Below are 18,002 nucleotides of genomic sequence, written 5' to 3'. Positions count from 1 at the left end.
TGTTCCTCGGACCCCCGGGATTGTCACCGACTAACCGTCGGACTCCCCGGCGCCTTCCGCTTCCTCGACGACCTCGTCCGCGTTTTCCTCGGCGTTGCGGGCGATGGCCAGCAGCGTGTTGTCGTCGCCCAGGTTCATCAGGCGAACGCCCTTGGTCTGTCGTCCCGCCTTGCGGACCTGCCGCGCCGCGGTGCGGATGACCCCACCCCCGGAGGTAATGGCGTACAGCTCGCTGTCGTCGTCGACGATCAGCGCGCCTACCAGCTTGCCGCGCCGCCGGTCGAACATCACCGTCAGGACGCCCTTGCCGCCGCGGCCCTGCACCGGATACTCCTCGATCGCGGTGCGCTTGGCGTAGCCCCCGGACGTCGCCACCAATAGGTAGGTGCCCTCGCGAACCACGTTGAGCGACAACAGGTAATCGTCGGTATTGAACCGCATGCCCTGCACGCCGGAGGTGGCGCGTCCCATCGGCCGCAGCGCCTCGTCGGTCGCCGAGAACCGGATGGACTGGCCGTTGGCCGACACCAGCAGCAGGTCGTCCTCCGACGAGCACAGCACCGCGCCGACCAACTCATCGTTGTCGCGCAGGTTGATCGCCACGATTCCACCGGACCGGTTGGAGTCGAAATCGGTCAACTTGGTCTTCTTCACCAGGCCGTTGCGGGTGGCCAGCACCAGGTATGGGGCGTCCTCGTAGCCACGGATCTGAATGACCTGGGCGATGCGCTCCTCGGGCTGGAAGGCCAGCAGGTTGGCGACGTGCTGGCCGCGGGCGGTCCGGGACGCCTCGGGTAGTTCGTAGGCCTTGGCGCGATAGACCCGGCCCTGCGTGGTGAAGAACAGGATCCAGTCGTGCGTCGAGCTGACGAAGAAGTGCTTGACGATGTCGTCTTGCTTGAGGCCGGCGCCCTGTACGCCCTTGCCGCCGCGTTTCTGGCTGCGGTAGAGGTCGGTCTTGGTGCGTTTGGCGTAGCCGGTTTCGGTGATGGTGACGACGACGTCCTCGCGGGCGATCAGGTCCTCGTCGTTCACGTCGCCGTCGGCCGCGACGATCCGGGTGCGGCGGTCGTCGCCGTGCTTGTCGACGATCTCGGCGAGTTCGTCGCGCACGATGCCGCGCTGGCGCTCGGGTTTGGCCAAAATGTCTTCCAGGTCGGCGATTTCGGCCTCGATCTTGGCCAGGTCGTCGATGATGCGCTGGCGCTCCAGGGCCGCCAGGCGACGCAACTGCATGTCCAGGATGGCCTGGGCCTGGATCTCGTCGATGTCCAGCAGCTCGATCAGCCCGGCCCGGGCGATGTCGACGGTCTCCGACGCCCGGATCAGGGCGATGACCTCGTCCAGCGCGTCGAGCGCCTTGACCAGGCCGCGCAAGATGTGGGCGCGTTCGTTGGCCTTGCGCAGCCGATAGGTGGTGCGGCGGACGATCACGTCGAGCTGGTGCGCGACGTAATGGCGGATCATCTGGTCGAGCCGCAGGGTGCGCGGGACGCCGTCGACGATGGACAACATGTTGGCGCCGAAGCTGGTCTGCAGCTGGGTGTGCTTGTAGAGGTTGTTGAGCACCACCTTGGCCACCGCGTCGCGTTTGATCTCGACGACGATGCGGAGCCCCACCCGATCGCTGCTCTGGTCTTCGATGTTGGCAATTCCGGCGAGCCGGCCGTCGCGCACCTGCTCGGCGATCGAGGTGATGAAGTTGTCGTGGTTGACCTGATACGGCAACTCGGTGATCACCAGGGAGGTTCGCCCGCGCGAATCCTCTTCCACCTCAACGACTCCGCGCATCCTGATGGAGCCGCGGCCGGTCTTGTAGGCGTCGGAGATCCCCTGGTTGCCCACGATCAATCCGTAGGTGGGGAAGTCGGGGCCCTTGACCCGCTCCATCACCGCGGCCAGCGTGGCCTCCTCATCGGCCTCGTGGTTCTCCAGGCACCAGAACACGGCCTCGGCGAGCTCGCGCAGGTTGTGTGGCGGGATGTTGGTCGCCATGCCGACCGCGATGCCGCCGGAGCCGTTGGCCAGCAGGTTGGGGAACCGGCTGGGCAGCACCGTCGGTTCCTGGACCCGGCCGTCGTAGTTCGGGATGAAATCGACTGTTTCCTCGTCGATTTCACGCAGCATCTCCATCGCGAGCGGGGTCAGCCGCGCCTCGGTGTACCGCATCGCGGCCGGCGGGTCGTTGCCCGGTGAGCCGAAGTTGCCCTGGCCGTCGACGAGGGGGTACCGCAGCGACCAGGGCTGCGCCATCCGGACCAGGGTGTCGTAGATCGACGCGTCACCGTGGGGGTGGTAGTTACCCATCGTCTCGGCGACCGACCGGGCCGATTTGGCGTGGCTGCGGTCCGGGCGGAATCCGGAGTCGTACATCGCATACAGCACGCGGCGGTGTACCGGCTTGAGACCGTCGCGCACCTCCGGCAGGGCGCGCCCCACGATCACGCTCATCGCGTAATCGATGTAGCTGCGCTGCATCTCCTGCTGAATGTCGACCGGTTCGATGCGGTCGCCGGCCTCGTCGCCGGGTGGCAGCGTGGTGTCAGTCATCTATTCCCCTTTGTGGGTTGGCGTGCCTGACTGGGTCAGACATCCAGGAAGCGAACGTCTTTGGCGTTGCGGGTGATGAAGCTGCGGCGCGCATCGACGTCCTCGCCCATCAGGATCGAGAACAGCTCGTCGGCCGCCGCGGCGTCGTCCAGGGTGACTTGACGCAGCACCCGCACAGACGGGTCCATTGTGGTTTCCCACAACTCCTTCGCGTCCATCTCGCCGAGACCCTTGTACCGCTGGATGCCGTCCTCTTTGTTGATCTTCTTGCCGGACTTCAGTCCCGCCTCCAGCAGGCCATCGCGCTCGCGGTCGGAGTAGGCGAACTCGGGATCGGTGCGCTGCCACTTCAACTTGTAGAGCGGCGGCTGCGCCAAGAACACGTGCCCGTTCTCGATGAGCGGGCGCATGAACCGGAACAGCAGCGTCAGCAGCAGGGTCGAGATGTGCTGGCCGTCCACGTCGGCGTCGGCCATCAGCACGATCTTGTGGTAGCGCAGCTTGGTGAGGTCGAACTCGTCGTGAATCCCGGTACCCAGCGCGGTTATGATCGCCTGGACTTCGGTGTTCTTCAACACCCGGTCGATGCGAGCCTTTTCGACGTTGATGATCTTGCCGCGCAGCGGGAGGATCGCCTGGAACATCGAGTCGCGACCGCTCTTCGCCGAGCCGCCGGCCGAATCACCCTCCACCACATAGAGTTCCGACTTGCGCGGGTCGGTAGAGCGGCAGTCGGCGAGCTTGCCGGGCAGCCCGCCGAGGTCGGTGGCGCTCTTGCGGCGCACCAGCTCTCGTGCTTTGCGTGCCGCGATGCGCGCCTGCGCCGATGACACCGCCTTGTTCACAACGGTTTTGGACTCCGAGGGATTGGCCTCGAACCAGTGCGTCAGCTGTTCGTTGCACACCCTCTGCACGAACGACTTGACCTCGGTGTTGCCCAGTTTCGTCTTGGTCTGGCCCTCGAACTGGGGTTCGGCCACCTTGACCGAGATGACCGCCGCCAGGCCTTCCCGGATGTCGTCGCCGGTGAGGTTGGCGTCCTTCTCTTTCAGCAGCTTCTTGTCTTTGGCGTACTTGTTCACCACCGAGGTCAGCGCGCTGCGGAAGCCCTCTTCGTGGGTGCCTCCCTCGTGGGTATTGATGGTGTTGGCGAAGGTGTGCACCGATTCCGAATAGCCGCCGTTCCACTGCATGGCGATTTCGACCTCGTGGCCGGGGCCTTTTCCGTCGAAGTCGATCACGCTCTGCTGAATCGGGCTCTTGGTGCGGTTGATGTGCTTGACGAAGTCGACCAGACCGCCGGGGTAGTGGAATGTGCGGTGCTTGACCTTGTGCGGCGCAGTCGATTCCGCGGCCTTCTCCTCGGCGGACTTGGGCGCCTCGGCGGTGTCGCTGACCACCTCGTCGACGACCTCGTCCTGCTCTACTCGTTCGTCGGTGAGATTGATCGTGAGACCTTTATTCAGGAAGGCCATCTCCTGGAGGCGCCGCGCCACGGTCTCGAAGTCGTACTGGGTGGTTTCGAAGATTTCCGAATCGGCCCAGAACCGGATGGTGGTGCCGGTCTTCTTGGTGGCCTCGCCTTGCTTGAGGGTGCCGGGCACGGCGCGGTCGTAGTACTGGAACCACTCGTGACCATCGCGTTTGATGTTGACTTCCAGGCGGGTGGACAGCGCGTTGACCACCGAGACGCCGACGCCGTGCAACCCACCACTGACGGTGTAGCCACTGTTCTCGCCACCGAACTTGCCACCGGCGTGCAGCTGTGTCATCACCACGTCGACGGTGGGGGCCCCGGTGGCATGCATGGCCACCGGAATGCCGCGCCCGTCGTCGGTCACCTCCACGCTGCCATCGTCGAGCAACCGCACATCGACCTTGCTGGCGTAACCGGCCATCGCCTCGTCGACCGAGTTGTCGACCACCTCCCAGATGAGGTGGTGCAGCCCACGCTCACCGGTGGACCCGATGTACATGCCGGGGCGTTTGCGGACGGCCTCCAGCCCTTCGAGCACGGTGATCGCTGAAGCGCCGTATTCGTCTTGCGCCTTCTTCTTCTGGGCAGCCACGGTCGGAATGCTCTCCTTGGGGTTTCATGCGGGCGGTTCCAGTCACCGCATCAGTCGCATGCCGCCAGTCTACCGTCATGGGCCGTCCGCACCGATTCTCTGGGCGCGTTTCTACCCAGCTAACCGCGCCGTGCGGACGATTTCTCTATTCCCGCCGCGTCCCGACGTGCTTCAAGGCCCTTCACCTCGTCCTAGCGGCTTTGAGCGGCCTGTTGATAACCCCGTGTCCGGCGATCGTCGGCGCCGGTCGAGGCGCTACCCGTAGGTGTCGCGCGGACCCCTCCCGGCGATGTGACGGGGTCCCTTGCGCCACGACGGCGCGGCCGGGCCGGTGATCTTCAGCGACGTCACGACCCCGTTGCCGACCGCCGCGGCGATCTTGGCCAACAGCTGGGACTGAATCATCCGCAGCTGGGTGGCCCACGCGGTGGATTCGGCGGTCACGCTGAGCACCCCGTCATTCAACGCCGTCGCGGTCGCATGATCGGCGATCTGCTGGCCCACCACCGACGACCAGTTGCCCAGCACGGTGCCCTCGGCGACCTGTGTCGACCAACCGCGCCTCTTCGCCAAGTCGCGCGCCAACCTGCCCAGCGGCTGCGGATCCCGGACGTCGGGCCCTGGGCCCGACCAGCTTCGTCGCTGCCCCGCGACTCGTCGGGTCCCGGGCGGTGTCGACCGTCCCCGCCCGGCGTCCTTCCCTTGCGCACGGGCCGCGGCGCGGGCCTCCTCGAGGGTGCGCCTGACCAAATCGATGCCCTGCAACGGACCCGGATGTGCAGCGCCGGGGCTTTGTTCGTCGCTGTCGGTCATGACCGCACCACCGAGACCCGGCCGGCGTCGTCGTCGCGCAAGTCGATGTGCACCCGCGTCGCGTCCCAGTCCGCCGGAATGTCTTCCAGCACCGCGGCGGTCACCAGTACCTGCTCCGCCGATTCCGCGACCGCCGCCAATGCTCGGCGACGAGCCGCGTCAAGTTCGGCGAACACATCGTCGAGCAGCAACACCGGTTCACTCCCGTCGGCTCGCAGCAATTCGTACGACGCCAACCGCAGCGCCACCGCCAAAGACCACGATTCGCCATGGCTGGCAAAGCCTTTCGCGGGTTGATCACCCAGCCACAGCTCCAGATCGTCGCGATGCGGCCCCACCAGACACATTCCGCGATCCAACTCCGCCTCGCGGCGTTCGGTCAGCGCGGCCAACAGCGCCGCCTCTAGAAACTCGCGGTCGTTGCCGTCCCCGTACGCCGCCGCGTGTCCGCCGAGACTGGTGCGATAGGCGATCGCCGCCGGCCGCGACGCCGGGGCGAGCAACTGATAAGCCTTCTCCACCTCCGGGGCCAGCTGGTTGACCAGGTCGATGCGCGCTGCCATCAACTCCGCGCCATGTTCCGCCAACCGGCTGTCCCACACATCGAGGGTGTCCAGGGCGCCGCGGTCACCCCGGTGCCGGATTCCGGCAGCGGACTTCAGCAATGCGGTGCGCTGGCGCAGAACCTTCTCGTAATCCGCGCGGACCGCCGCCACCGCCGGCCGCTGCACCGCCGCCAGGTCATCCAGGTAGCGACGCCGCTCCGCGGGATCCCCGCGCACCAAGGCCAAGTCTTCGGGAGCAAAAAGCACGGCGCGCAAAACTCCGATAACCTCGCGGGTGCTGCGCACCGGTGACCGATTCAACCGCGCCTTATTGGCCCGCCCTGCCGCGATCTCCAGGTCGATCGCGCATTCCCGGCCCTCGTTGACCACGATGGTCGACACCACCGCGCGGTCGGCACCCGCCCGGATCAGCGGTGTATCGGTGCCTACTCGATGTGAACCCAACGTTGTCGAAAACCACAGCGCCTCAATAAGATTCGTCTTACCGAATCCGTTGGATCCGATGAACACCGTCCGGCCCGGCTGCAGTTCGAGGTCGGCGTGCGCCCAGGACCGGAAATCGCGCAGTCCCAAATGCCGGACGTACACCTATCCGGGCAACCGAACTGGCATCAACAGGTAGACATAATCCGTCGGCAACGCCCCGAAGGGCCCGTTCCCGGTGGGCGAACTGTCGTCGGCGGAAGCCGGCCGCAGCAACGCCGGCTTACCCGGCGTCGTGAAACCGAACGACACCCGATCCGAATGAACGGCCGCGAGGCCATCGGTGAGGTACGTCGGGTTGAACGCAATCGTCAACGGCTCACCGACGAAATCGACCGCAAGATCCTCCTCGGCCCGGCCGACATCGTCGGCGCCCGCGGAGAGCCGCAGCGAGCCTTCGGAGAATTCCATCCGCACCTGGGCGCCTCGATCGGCCACCAACGCAACCAGCTTGATCGCCTCGGTCAACTCGGCCACGTTGATGGTGGCCACCGCCGTGTGCTCGGCCGGCAACAGCTGGCGGAACTTCGGGAACTCCGCATCGAGGAGCCGCGTCGTACTCCGCTTGCCGTTCCCGCTGATGCCCAGCAGACCGTCTTTACCCACCCCGCTGCCGGCTCCCAGGGACAAACGGACCTCGGAACCGTCCGCGCCGGCCCTCGCCGCCTCGGCCAACGTTTTCGCCGGTACCAGGACGGCCGCTTCGATGTCGGGCGACGACGCGGACCAGGTCAGCTCGCGCACCGCGAGGCGGAACCGATCGGTGGCGGCCAAAACCACCGTGTTACCCGAGATCTCGACCCGAATCCCAGTCAGCATCGGCAGCGTGTCGTCGCGGCCGGCCGCTATAGCCACCTGACTGATCGCCTCCGCGAAGAGCTCAGCTGGCAGCGTCCCGGTCTCGTCCGGCAAGCCCGGCAGCGTCGGGTAATCCTCGACCGCCATCGTCGGCAGCGAGAATCTCGCGCTGCCGCAGTTCAGGGCGACGCGATTACCGTCGACGTAAAAGTCCACGGGCTTGTTCGGCAACGCCCGGGTGATGTCTGACAACAACCGTCCGGACACCAAAACACTTCCGGGAGAAGCGATTTCCGCTGCAACCTGCGCTTCGGCGGAAACCTCGTAGTCGAATCCGGAGATGGTCAAGCCCTCATCGGACCCGGATAACAACACTCCCGACAGCACCGGCACCGCCGGCCGGGTCGGCAGATTCTTCGCCACCCACGACACCGCGTCGGCGAAGGACTCCCGCACCAAACGAAACTTCAAGTCGCTGAGGCCCGCTCTTGTCGTCGCCGCGTCCATAGCGTCCCTTCACCTGCCGAGCGTTTAAACGTCAGTGGCTAGCCTCTCCCCGCTAGCTTGGGGCTCCGCCACGAACGCCGCTGACATGTCATGCCACCGGCGATCGCAACGGCAGTCGAAGAACAACCGTAGATCGTCCGCGGCCATCTTGAAAGCTAATCGCGAAGCCCGACAAGCCGGGTTACCGGCGGATCCTCGACGGGCGTTCGACCGCGCGTCCCCAACGCTGTATTTCAAAGAAGAAACTACGAAGAGATCTCAGTACTAGTAATAAGGGCTGTGCAGACTGGGGACAGCGGCGGCTTGATGCAGCTAGGGCGGGGGATCGGGTTGTGCATCACCGCGTGGACAAGTGTGGGTCGAGTGTTGGGCCGCTGGGGAGGAAGGACGGCTGTGCACGCGGCGCCGCTTAGTACACGGGTGTTTGATTGCGTTGTGCACAGTCCTGCGCACAACCCGTGGGTGTGGCGGGTGTGACAGACGCGCGAGAAGTTTTTTGGAAAAAATTGCGCGCGCAGGGCGCAGAGAGCCCCGGCGTCAGCGCTTGGAGCGTTGCCGGATGCGAGTGGTGAGCTCTTTGACGTGATCGAAGACCTCACGCCGCTCGGCCATCTCGGACAAGATCTTGCGCTGCGCGTACATCACCGTGGTGTGGTCACGACCGAATGCCTGGCCGATCTTGGGCAGCGACAGGTCGGTGAGCTCGCGGCACAGGTACATCGCGATCTGGCGGGACTGCGCCAGCGCGCGGGTCTTGCCGGGGCCGCGTAGTTCTTCCACGGTGGTGTCGAAGTATTCGGCCGTCGCCGCCATGATGGTCGCCGCGCTGATCTGCATCGTGCTGGCATCGGCGATGAGGTCGCGCAGCACGATCTCGGCCAGCGCCTTGTCGATCGGCGTCTTGTTCAACGAGGCGAACGCGGTGACGCGAATGAGGGCGCCCTCGAGTTCGCGGATGTTGCGTTCGATGCTGCTGGCGATGAGCTCCAGGACGTCGTCGGGAACCGCGAGCCGCTCCATCTGTGCCTTCTTACGCAAGATGGCGATGCGGGTCTCGAGTTCGGGAGGCTGGACGTCGGTGATCAAGCCCCACTCGAACCGGGTGCGCAGGCGGTCTTCGAGGGTGGCGAGTTGTTTGGGCGGCCGGTCCGAGGAGATGACGATCTGCTTGTTGGCGTTATGCAGGGTGTTGAAGGTATGGAAGAACTCTTCCTGGATACCTTCCTTGCCCTCGATGAACTGAATGTCATCAACGAGCAGCACGTCGACGTCGCGGTAGCTGCGCTTGAACGCGACCTTGCGGTCGTCGCGCAGCGAGTTGATGAAGTCGTTGGTGAACTCCTCGGTGGAGACGTATTTGACCCGCATCCCGGGGAACAACCGCTGCGCGTAGTTCCCTGCGGCATGCAGCAGGTGGGTCTTGCCCAGACCCGATTCACCCCAGATGAAGAGGGGGTTGTAAGCGCGCGCCGGTGCCTCGGCGATCGCCAGAGCCGCGGCGTGCGCGAAGCGATTGGAGGCTCCGATGACGAAGGTGTCGAAGGTGTAGCGGCGGTTCAGGCTCGTACCGCCGGCTACCGCCGGATCGGCGTGCGGCCGCTCGGTGAAGTAGTTCGGCCAACTCTGCGGCGCACCCTCGGCCCCGTCGCCGTTCTCCTCTGCCTCATCGGTGTCGATGGCGTCGTCTTCGGCGAACGACGCTTCGGCTTGGGGAAATGGTTCACCTTGCGGAATCACAACATCGTCGGCGTCGTCGTCGGGCGGCGCGATGCGTACCCCGAGCTGGATCTGCTGTCCGAGGCGGCGGCTGAGGGCATCGGTGATGGGGGCGCGGAGATGACGTTCGATTTCGTTTTGGACGAAACTGCTCGGCACCGACAGCAGCGCGAATCCCTCGACGATGGTCAACGGCTGCACCAGGTTCAGCCAGGCCCGTTGCTGTGGTGTCAGGGGAGCAATCAGCGTGGTGCGGTTGGCGGCGACCCCGTCGGGGGTGGATTCGCCGTTGAGTTCGGAAACCACCGCGTTCCACACGGTCGTGAAACCCGAACCGGGGTCATCGGTCAACGACGCATCCCCCTGGTTCTCGAGCATCCCGGGTCAAGCTACAACCACGCTTGGTGACAAAGCGACTGTCCACATAGTTATACACAGGTGTGGACAGGATGAGCGTATGCGAACCCGAACCTACCGGCGACGGCTCGCGATCTCCGTGCTGGAAGAAAACCGTTGACGGCTGTCTAGGCAGCTAGTCGACCCACCATCCTTGCTTCGTTGTGGAGCGCCGTTGCAGTCTAAAACGACACTGGCAGAAGCTAACAGTTTTCCGTGCGGCTGCCAACCGTTCTGCTGCATTCCAATCGGGTTGTTTAGGGTTCCTTGGGCCCGGTGCGACTCGCGACCGGGGGGTGCGTTGGGGCAGGCCAGGTTTGACCAGGCGAAGCGTGGTCAGTACCCTCAAACAGTCGCCCGAAAGTCGGCGATGCGGCTGCGACCCAGGTCTGCCTGGGGACCGCGCCGGCCAGCAACAAGATTACCTCCGACCGACCCGCAGACGAACCTGAGCGAGACGTCTGGCCGGCCGGATGGAAATGCGAGACACAACGAGGAGAACGTCGTGGCCAAGGGCAAGCGGACCTTCCAGCCGAACAACCGGCGCCGAGCCCGCGTGCATGGCTTCCGGTTGCGCATGCGAACCCGCGCCGGACGCTCGATTGTGTCGAGCCGGCGCCGTAAGGGGCGCCGCGCGCTATCTGCCTGATCGCAACGTCGGGTTTTTCGGCGGTGCTTTCCGCACGCAACCGCATGAGGCGGTCAACGGAGTTTGACGCGACGGTGAAGCATGGCGTCCGCGCCTCGCAACCCGACATCGTGGTCCACGTCCGGCGGGAGGGCGATCACCATGTGGCGACGGCTCCGCGGGTCGGATTGATTGTCGGCAAGTCAGTGGGCTCGGCCGTCGAACGACACCGGGTCTCGCGGCGGCTGCGGCATGTGGCGCGATCCGTTTTGGGTGACCTCCAAGATTCCGATCAGCTGGTCATCCGGGCGCTGCCCGGCAGCCGGACCGCGTCGTCGGAGCGATTGGCACAGGAGCTGCGCCGAGGTTTGCGGCGCGCGCTCGAATCGGCGGGACGGCAAGGGTGACCGCGCCGGTGCGTGCCGCCATCCATACGCTGGGCGCGGCAACCGTGCGGGGCCTGATCTCTTTGATCCAGCTGTACCGGCACATGGTTTCGCCCCTGCGGCCGGCGACATGTCGCTTCGTGCCAACGTGCAGCCAGTATGCGGTCGACGCGCTGACCGAGTACGGCTTGATGCGGGGGAGTTGGTTGGCTGTGGTCAGGCTTGCCAAGTGCGGACCATGGCATCGGGGCGGATGGGATCCGATACCGGAGCGGTCGGGATGTCACGTGAACTTCGAAGATGCCAGCGACGCTTGGGCCCGCCCGGCGGCGCGAGGGGAGAGTGGAACTCTTGTTTGATTTCTTTAGCCTCGACTTCGTCTACTACCCGGTGTCGTGGATCATGTGGGCTTGGTACAAGCTGTTCGCCTCGATGCTGGGACCGTCGAACTTCTTCGCGTGGGCGCTTTCGGTGATGTTCCTGGTGTTCACCCTGCGGGCGCTGCTGTACAAGCCCTTCGTGCGGCAGATCCGGACCACCCGTCAGATGCAGGAACTGCAACCCCAGATCAAGGCGCTGCAGAAGAAGTACGGGAAAGACCGTCAGCGGATGGCGCTCGAGATGCAGAAGCTGCAACGCGAGCACGGGTTCAATCCGATCCTCGGGTGCTTGCCGATGCTGGCGCAGATCCCGGTGTTCATTGGCCTGTATCACGTCTTGCGGTCGTTCAACCGAACCACCGGGGGCTTCGGCCAGCCGCACCTGTCGGTGGTGCAGAACCGCCTCACCGGAAACTACGTCTTCACCCCGACGGACGTGGGGCACTTCCTGGATGCCAACTTGTTCGGCGCACCGATCGGCGCGTTCATGACGCAGCGGACCGGGCTGGACGCGTTCACCTTCTTCAGCCGGCCGGCGGTCATCGCGGTCGGCGCGCCGGTGATGATCCTGGCCGGCATCGCGACCTACTTCAACAGTCGGGCATCGGTGGCGCGGCAGAGCCCGGAAGCCGCGGCCAATCCGCAGACGGCGATGATGAACAAGCTTGCGCTGTACGTGTTTCCGCTCGGCGTGGTCGTCGGTGGGCCGTTCCTGCCTCTCGCGATCATCCTGTACTGGTTCGCGAACAACATCTGGACGTTCGGTCAGCAGCACTACGTGTTCGGCATGATCGAAAAAGAGGACGAGGCCAAGAAGCAAGAAGTGCTGGAGCGCCGGGCGGCCAACGCGCCGGCGCCCGGGGCGAAACCGAAGCGCACTCCTAAGGCCGGACAGCCCGGGGGCAATGGGTCGTCGACGGCTGCCGAGCGGGGGGCGGACTCCGAGGCCGCTGACGGCGAAGCCCCAGCGGCGAAGCCTGAGGCGGACAAGCCGAATCCGAGTGGACAAAACGGTGGCACACCCAACCGCACTCCGCGGCCGGGCGCGCGACCCAAGAAACGCAAACGCTGACAAGGGAGACATCGCCGTACCGGGCCGCCCTGGGTGGGTGACCCCGATTGGCAGGGACCCGTGGATGAGGGAGAGAAAGACATGACCGACGCAGACACCACCGAACGCGACGTGGATACCGAACTCGAAGCCGAGCAGCCGGCCGAGGAAGGCGCCGAGGACTTCGATGACCAAGAGGAGCGATTGGTCGCCGAAGGCGAAATAGCCGGCGACTACTTGGAAGAGTTGTTGGACCTGTTGGACTTCGACGGCGACATCGATCTGGATGTCGAAGGCAACCGCGCGGTCGTGAGCATCGACGGCAGCGACGACTTGAACAAGTTGGTGGGCCGCGGCGGCGAGGTGCTCGACGCGCTGCAGGAGCTGACCCGACTGGCGGTGCACCAGAAGACTGGAGTCCGTAGCCGGTTGATGCTCGACATCGCCAGTTGGCGCCGGCGGCGCCGTGAGGAGTTGGCGGCCCTGGGAGACAAGGTGGCGCGACGCGTACTGGAATCCGGCGAACGCGAAGAGCTCGCCCCCATGACGCCGTTCGAGCGCAAGATCGTCCACGACGCGGTCGCGGCGGTGCCGGGCGTGCACAGCGAAAGCGAAGGCGTGGAGCCCGCGCGGCGAGTCGTGGTGCTGCACGACTAGTCGAGTTACAGCTGTGTAGTTTCGGCCGGCACCCGATTCCGCGCCAGGCAAAGCAGAGGATGTTTCACGTGAAACATGTCGGCCCGGTCGAATCCGACGGGGACCAACCCGCCTCGCCGGAGCCGGACGCCGCGGCGTCGATCTTCGGTACGCGGCTCGATCTGGCGCGGCGGTACGCGGAGCTGTTGGCCGGCCCCGGTGTGGAACGGGGACTGCTCGGTCCGCGCGAAGTGGAGCGGATCTGGGACCGCCACCTGCTCAACAGCGCCGCGGTCGCAGAGCTGGTCGAGCCGGGGGAGCGGGTTATCGACATCGGCAGCGGCGCGGGGCTGCCCGGCATCCCGTTGGCGCTCGCACGTCCGGATCTGGACGTGGTGCTGCTCGAGCCGTTGTTGCGCCGCAGCGAATTTCTCAGCGAGGTCGTCGACCAACTAGGGTTAGCCGTCGAAGTGGTCCGCGGCCGTGCCGAGGAACTGTGGGTACGTCACCAGTTCGGGGAAAGGGATGCGGCGGTGTCACGAGCGGTTGCGTCGTTGGACAAGTTGGCGAAGTGGAGCGTGCCGTTGCTGCGGCCGGAGGGTCGGATGCTCGCGATCAAGGGCGAGCGCGGACGCGACGAAGTTGAACAGTACCGGCGTGTGATGGCAGCATCGGGCGCCGTTGATGCCAGGGTGGTGACATGTGGCGCGACCTATTTGCGTCCCCCCGCAACCGTAGTGACAGCCCGACGCGGAAGGCAGCCGCGCCACCAACCGGCACGGATGGGGAAGGCCGGAAACCGATGAGCAATCCGGGAGAATCGCCGAGCGGCGCGCACGTCCAGGCGCCCGTGGCGGCCGTAGCACCAGAGGCGGTCGGAGACCCCGCGGCGAATGTTTCACGTGAAACAGCGGACGAATTCGATACGCCGATAGGCGCCGCCGCCGAGCGGGCGATGCGGGTCTTGCACACCACTTATCCGCCGCTGCGCCGGCCGCGTCACCGCCGGGTCCTGACCGTCGCCAATCAGAAAGGTGGTGTGGGTAAGACCACCACGGCGGTGAACCTGGCCGCGGCCCTCGCGCTGCAGGGGCTCAAGACGTTGGTCATCGACCTCGACCCACAGGGCAACGCAAGCACCGCGCTCGGTATCACCGATCGGCAATCGGGCACGCCCTCGTCGTACGAGGTGCTCATCGGCGAGGTCGACGTCAAGGACGCGCTGCGACGCAGCCCGCACAACGAGCGACTGTTCTGCGTCCCCGCCACCATCGACTTGGCGGGCGCCGAGATCGAATTGGTCAGCATGGTGGCGCGCGAGAACCGGCTGCGGACTGCCCTGGCGGAACTGGACGACCTTGACTTCGACTACGTCTTCATCGACTGCCCGCCGTCACTGGGCCTGCTGACCATCAACGCGCTCGTCGCCGCGCCGGAGGTGATGATCCCGATCCAGTGCGAGTACTACGCGCTCGAGGGTGTGTCGCAGCTGATGCGCAACATCGAGATGGTGAAGGCCCACCTCAATCCGCGGCTCGACGTGAGCACCGTGGTGCTAACCATGTACGACGGCCGCACCAAGCTCGCCGACCAGGTCGCCGAAGAGGTGCGCCGGTACTTCGGAACCAAGGTGCTGCGCACGGTGATCCCGCGCAGCGTCAAAGTCTCGGAGGCGCCCGGTTACAGCATGACCATCATCGACTACGACCCCGGTTCGCGCGGGGCGATGAGCTATCTCGACGCGAGCCGTGAGCTCGCCGAACGCGATTGACCACCATCCGGAAGGGACGACCATGACGCAGCCGTTACGCAAGAAGGGCGGCCTCGGCCGGGGCCTGGCTTCGCTGATCCCGACCGGTCCCGCCGAAGGCGACTCGGGCCCCGCGACCCTCGGTCCGCGGATGGGCGACGCGGCGGCGGACGTGTTGATCGGCGGACCGGGCCCGGAGCTGGCGCCGGCGGGCGCGGTGTATCGCGAAATCGCCCCCGCCGACATCGAGCCCAATCCCCGTCAGCCGCGGCAGGTGTTCGACGACGAGGCGCTCTCCGAGCTGGTGCACTCCATCCGCGAGTTCGGTCTGCTGCAGCCGATCGTGGTGCGGGCCGTCCCGGGAGCGAAGACAGGTCCGCGGTATCAGATCGTGATGGGGGAGCGGCGCTGGCGGGCCGCGCAAGAGGCGGGGCTCGCCACCATCCCCACCATCGTGCGGGAGACGGGCGATGACAACCTACTCCGCGACGCCCTCCTGGAGAACATCCACCGGGTGCAGCTCAACCCCTTGGAAGAGGCGGCGGCATATCAGCAGCTGCTCGACGAATTCGGTGTCACCCACGATGAACTCGCCTCGCGCATCGGCCGTTCGCGTCCATTGATCACCAACATGATCCGGTTGCTCAAGCTGCCGATCCCGGTGCAGCGGCGGGTGGCCGCGGGCGTGCTGTCGGCCGGCCACGCCCGCGCTCTGCTATCGCTGGAGGCCGGGCCGGAGGCGCAGGAGGAACTGGCCAGCCGGATCGTCGCGGAGGGGTTGTCGGTGCGGGCGACCGAGGAGGCGGTGACGCTGGCCAATCGGAGCGGCGCGAGCACGCCGGCTCCCCAGCGGCGCAAGCCGATCCAGATGCCGGGACTCCAGGAAGTCGCCGATCGGCTGTCGAACGCCTTCGATACCCGAGTGACGGTCAGCCTGGGCAAGCGCAAGGGGAAGATCGTCGTGGAATTCGGCTCCGTGGACGATTTGCAGCGAATCATCGACATGATGACCACCGCCAAGGCCTGACCCGCCATACCCTGTAATTACGTCACTGTGACACCGGGGCGGTTACGGATGGGCAACGCCCGGCCCGACGGCCCCGCCGAGTTACGAAAGCACATGAGTTTCAACGATTTTCGGTAACGAACCGGTCTGGGCGGTAACGCGTTGAGCGTTCCGGCGCCGTGATCGGCGCCTCGACGACAAAGCTGGCCGGATTGCGACCTCCTCTCTTATCCTGGAGGGGTTGCCGGTGCCATTGGCTGCAGTACCGCACAGGAGCCAGGAGGCTAGTGTCCGCTCGAATCACCCCGCTGCGCCTCGAGGCCTTCGAACAGCTTCCCAAGCACGCGCGCCGCTGCGTGTACTGGGAGGTCGACCCGGCGACCCTCGGTAATCAGGACCACCTCGCCGATCCGGAGTTCGAGAAGGAAGCCTGGCTGTCGATGGTCATGCTGGAGTGGGGGTCGTGCGGTCAGGTCGCGACGGCGGCCGTCGACGACCGAAGCCAAAGCGAACCGCCGTGCCTGGGCTACGTCTTCTACGCGCCGCCGCGGGCGGTGCCGCGGGCGCAGCGGTTTCCCACCGCGCCGGTCTCCGCGGACGCTGTGCTGCTGACTTCGATGGGCATCGAGCCGGGGCAGGCCGCCGACGATGTGCTGCACGGGCTGCTTGCCCGGGTGATCGACGAACTGGTTCGGCGCGGAGTGCGGGCGCTGGAAGCCTTCGGCCGCACGCCGGCGGCGTCGGAGCTGCAGGACCCGCTGGCGGCGGCCCCTGATGTGCGGCCGGTGCTGGAGGCCGTCGGTGACTGCTCGGTGGACCACTGCGTCATCGACGCGGAGTTTCTGCAGGACGCGGGTTTCGTAGTGGTGGCGCCGCACACTTACTTTCCGCGGCTGCGGCTCGAGCTGGACAAGGGCCTCGGGTGGAAGGCCGAAGTCGAGGCGGCCTTGGAGCGCCTGCTGGAAGCCGCACAACTGCAAGAGCCGGTGGGAGCCGGGTCTGCGTCAGGAAATGCGTTGCAGGGCGCCGAAATCGGCTAGGAGCCGCCGAGCCGGCTGGCGCGTTCCACGGACAGTTCGTGGGCCAGCAGTTCGGCGAAGGTGAATGTGCCAGTGGGCCGGTCATTCTTGCCCAGGAGGTAGAGCCGTTTGACCGCGGCGAGAATACCTTCGGCGATGGCGTCACGGGTCTGCGTCGAGATCAGCATGGCGCGATCCTGTGGATTGGTGATGTAGCCGACGTCCACCTGCACCGTGGGCATCCGGGTCAGGCGCAGCAGATCCCACGTCCGGCCATGGGTTCGGCAATCCCGTAACCCGGTGCGGGCCACCACTTCTCGTTGAATGAAGTCCGCTAGATTGCGCCCGATCGTGGATACCGAGCCGTGCGAGTTTCCGAAATGAAAGGAAGCCACGCCGTTGGCTGCCGGGCTGGGCTGGTTTTCGCAGCGCAAGCTGATCATCAGGTCCGCGCCGACGTTGTTGGCCGTGGCGGCGCGTTCGGCGTCGGACGGACTGCGGTTGACCGGCCGTGACAAGAAGGTTTCCATACCGATGGCGGTCATCCGCCCCTCAAGTCGGCTTGCCAAGTCCCACAACACATCCGCTTCGCTGACCGGTCCCGACGGACCCTGCATCAGCTCGCCGTGATCTGTGCCGCCGCGACCCGGATCGATGATGATCCGCTTGCCCGACAGCTTGGGTCCTGATCGCCGGACCAGCTCCTCCTCGCGAATCGCGTGCGGTGAACCGCCCGTGACGCGGGAACTCAGAAAGTACAAGGAGCGCAATGTTTCTGGACCACAGATGCCGTCGGCGGCGAGCCCGTACTCACGCTGGTAAGACATCAACGCGTTGTGCGTCTGCAACCCGAAGTGGCCATCGACCAGGCCGGTGTAGAAACCGAGGTCCTGGAGGCGCGCCTGCAGGGTGGCGACGTCGTCACCGTAGAGCGGGGCACCGAATTGGTGATACAGGGTGCGCGCGCCGAGCCGGTAGGACGCCTCTTTCAGCGCCCGATAGGTGGCCTCGCCGACGATGCCGTCCACCAGCAGGCCGCGGTGCTGCTGGAAAGCGCGTACCGCCTGGTCGAGTTCGATATCGAAGAGCTCGGGGGGCACGTGCCGGCCGGTGGTGAGATCATCTTCGGTGCCGTCCAGCAGCCCTAGCGCTGCCAACGTAGCCCGGATCTCGGTCACAGCCGCACTGCGGTCACCACAGCGCAGCGCATCGCCGTCTTCACGGCGCGGACTCGACATACCAAAGGCC

General features: G+C 65.8%; 16 protein-coding genes. 9 read left to right on the top strand and 7 right to left on the bottom strand.

What is annotated here, in order from left to right; translation table 11 throughout:
• Positions 1-30: 30 nt before the first annotated feature.
• From gyrA to dnaA, 6 genes are all read right to left on the bottom strand, one after another.
• Complete coding sequence (gene gyrA, locus H7J89_RS09190; RefSeq protein ID WP_264042178.1) at positions 31-2,550, bottom strand: DNA gyrase subunit A; 2,520 nt, start codon at positions 2,548-2,550, stop codon at positions 31-33.
• 35 nt (positions 2,551-2,585) lie between these two features.
• Positions 2,586-4,619 (bottom strand): DNA topoisomerase (ATP-hydrolyzing) subunit B, encoded by a 2,034-nt coding sequence (gene gyrB, locus H7J89_RS09185; RefSeq protein ID WP_264042171.1) that lies wholly within the window; start codon positions 4,617-4,619, stop codon positions 2,586-2,588.
• A 255-nt stretch (positions 4,620-4,874) separates the two neighbouring features.
• Positions 4,875-5,432, bottom strand: coding sequence for a DUF721 family protein (locus tag H7J89_RS09180; RefSeq protein WP_264042164.1), 558 nt, complete (start codon positions 5,430-5,432; stop codon positions 4,875-4,877).
• Positions 5,429-6,586 (bottom strand): DNA replication/repair protein RecF, encoded by a 1,158-nt coding sequence (gene recF / locus H7J89_RS09175; RefSeq protein WP_264042157.1) that lies wholly within the window; start codon positions 6,584-6,586, stop codon positions 5,429-5,431. Before recF ends, H7J89_RS09180 begins: the two co-directional genes overlap by 4 nt.
• Positions 6,587-7,786 carry a DNA polymerase III subunit beta gene (dnaN, locus tag H7J89_RS09170; RefSeq protein ID WP_264042149.1) on the bottom strand — a complete coding sequence of 400 codons (1,200 nt, stop codon included), beginning with the start codon at positions 7,784-7,786 and terminating at the stop codon, positions 6,587-6,589. It lies immediately after the preceding gene.
• Positions 7,787-8,323: 537 nt separating this feature from the next.
• Positions 8,324-9,853, bottom strand: a complete 1,530-nt coding sequence (gene dnaA, locus H7J89_RS09165) for a chromosomal replication initiator protein DnaA (RefSeq protein ID WP_264043783.1) — start codon at positions 9,851-9,853, stop codon at positions 8,324-8,326.
• Between the two features lie 550 nt (positions 9,854-10,403).
• Between dnaA and rpmH the strand changes: the two genes are divergently transcribed.
• From rpmH to H7J89_RS09120, 9 genes are all read left to right on the top strand, one after another.
• Entirely contained in the window at positions 10,404-10,547 is a 144-nt protein-coding gene (rpmH, locus tag H7J89_RS09160; protein ID WP_073880743.1) for a 50S ribosomal protein L34, read from the top strand.
• Positions 10,548-10,570: 23 nt separating this feature from the next.
• On the top strand, positions 10,571-10,933 hold the full coding sequence (gene rnpA / locus H7J89_RS09155) for a ribonuclease P protein component (protein ID WP_264042123.1): 363 nt from the start codon (positions 10,571-10,573) through the stop codon (positions 10,931-10,933).
• Between the two features lie 83 nt (positions 10,934-11,016).
• Complete coding sequence (gene yidD, locus H7J89_RS09150; RefSeq protein WP_231989302.1) at positions 11,017-11,271, top strand: membrane protein insertion efficiency factor YidD; 255 nt, start codon at positions 11,017-11,019, stop codon at positions 11,269-11,271.
• On the top strand, positions 11,255-12,364 hold the full coding sequence (gene yidC / locus H7J89_RS09145; protein ID WP_264042117.1) for a membrane protein insertase YidC: 1,110 nt from the start codon (positions 11,255-11,257) through the stop codon (positions 12,362-12,364). The genes yidD and yidC overlap by 17 nt, the downstream gene beginning before the upstream one ends.
• An 81-nt stretch (positions 12,365-12,445) precedes the next feature.
• Positions 12,446-13,000: a Jag family protein gene (locus tag H7J89_RS09140; protein ID WP_264042110.1), complete on the top strand. Its 555-nt coding sequence runs from the start codon at positions 12,446-12,448 to the stop codon at positions 12,998-13,000.
• Between the two features lie 59 nt (positions 13,001-13,059).
• Positions 13,060-13,785 (top strand): 16S rRNA (guanine(527)-N(7))-methyltransferase RsmG, encoded by a 726-nt coding sequence (rsmG, locus tag H7J89_RS09135; protein ID WP_264042103.1) that lies wholly within the window; start codon positions 13,060-13,062, stop codon positions 13,783-13,785.
• Entirely contained in the window at positions 13,782-14,750 is a 969-nt protein-coding gene (locus H7J89_RS09130; RefSeq protein WP_264042082.1) for a ParA family protein, read from the top strand. Before rsmG ends, H7J89_RS09130 begins: the two co-directional genes overlap by 4 nt.
• A 22-nt stretch (positions 14,751-14,772) precedes the next feature.
• Positions 14,773-15,756, top strand: a complete 984-nt coding sequence (locus H7J89_RS09125) for a ParB/RepB/Spo0J family partition protein (protein WP_264042074.1) — start codon at positions 14,773-14,775, stop codon at positions 15,754-15,756.
• A gap of 266 nt (positions 15,757-16,022) precedes the next feature.
• Positions 16,023-16,775 carry an acetyltransferase gene (locus tag H7J89_RS09120; RefSeq protein ID WP_264042067.1) on the top strand — a complete coding sequence of 251 codons (753 nt, stop codon included), beginning with the start codon at positions 16,023-16,025 and terminating at the stop codon, positions 16,773-16,775.
• On the opposite strand, the gene H7J89_RS09115 is transcribed toward H7J89_RS09120, so the two are convergent.
• Positions 16,772-17,992, bottom strand: coding sequence for an N-acetylmuramoyl-L-alanine amidase (locus H7J89_RS09115; RefSeq protein ID WP_264042059.1), 1,221 nt, complete (start codon positions 17,990-17,992; stop codon positions 16,772-16,774). The genes H7J89_RS09120 and H7J89_RS09115 overlap by 4 nt on opposite strands.
• Positions 17,993-18,002 lie beyond the last annotated feature (10 nt).

It is taken from the genome of Mycobacterium paraffinicum (assembly GCF_025822865.1).
GTDB lineage: Bacteria > Actinomycetota > Actinomycetes > Mycobacteriales > Mycobacteriaceae > Mycobacterium > Mycobacterium paraffinicum.
Note: the sequence above shows the minus strand (reverse complement) of the source record. Positions and strands in the feature narration are given on the sequence as shown.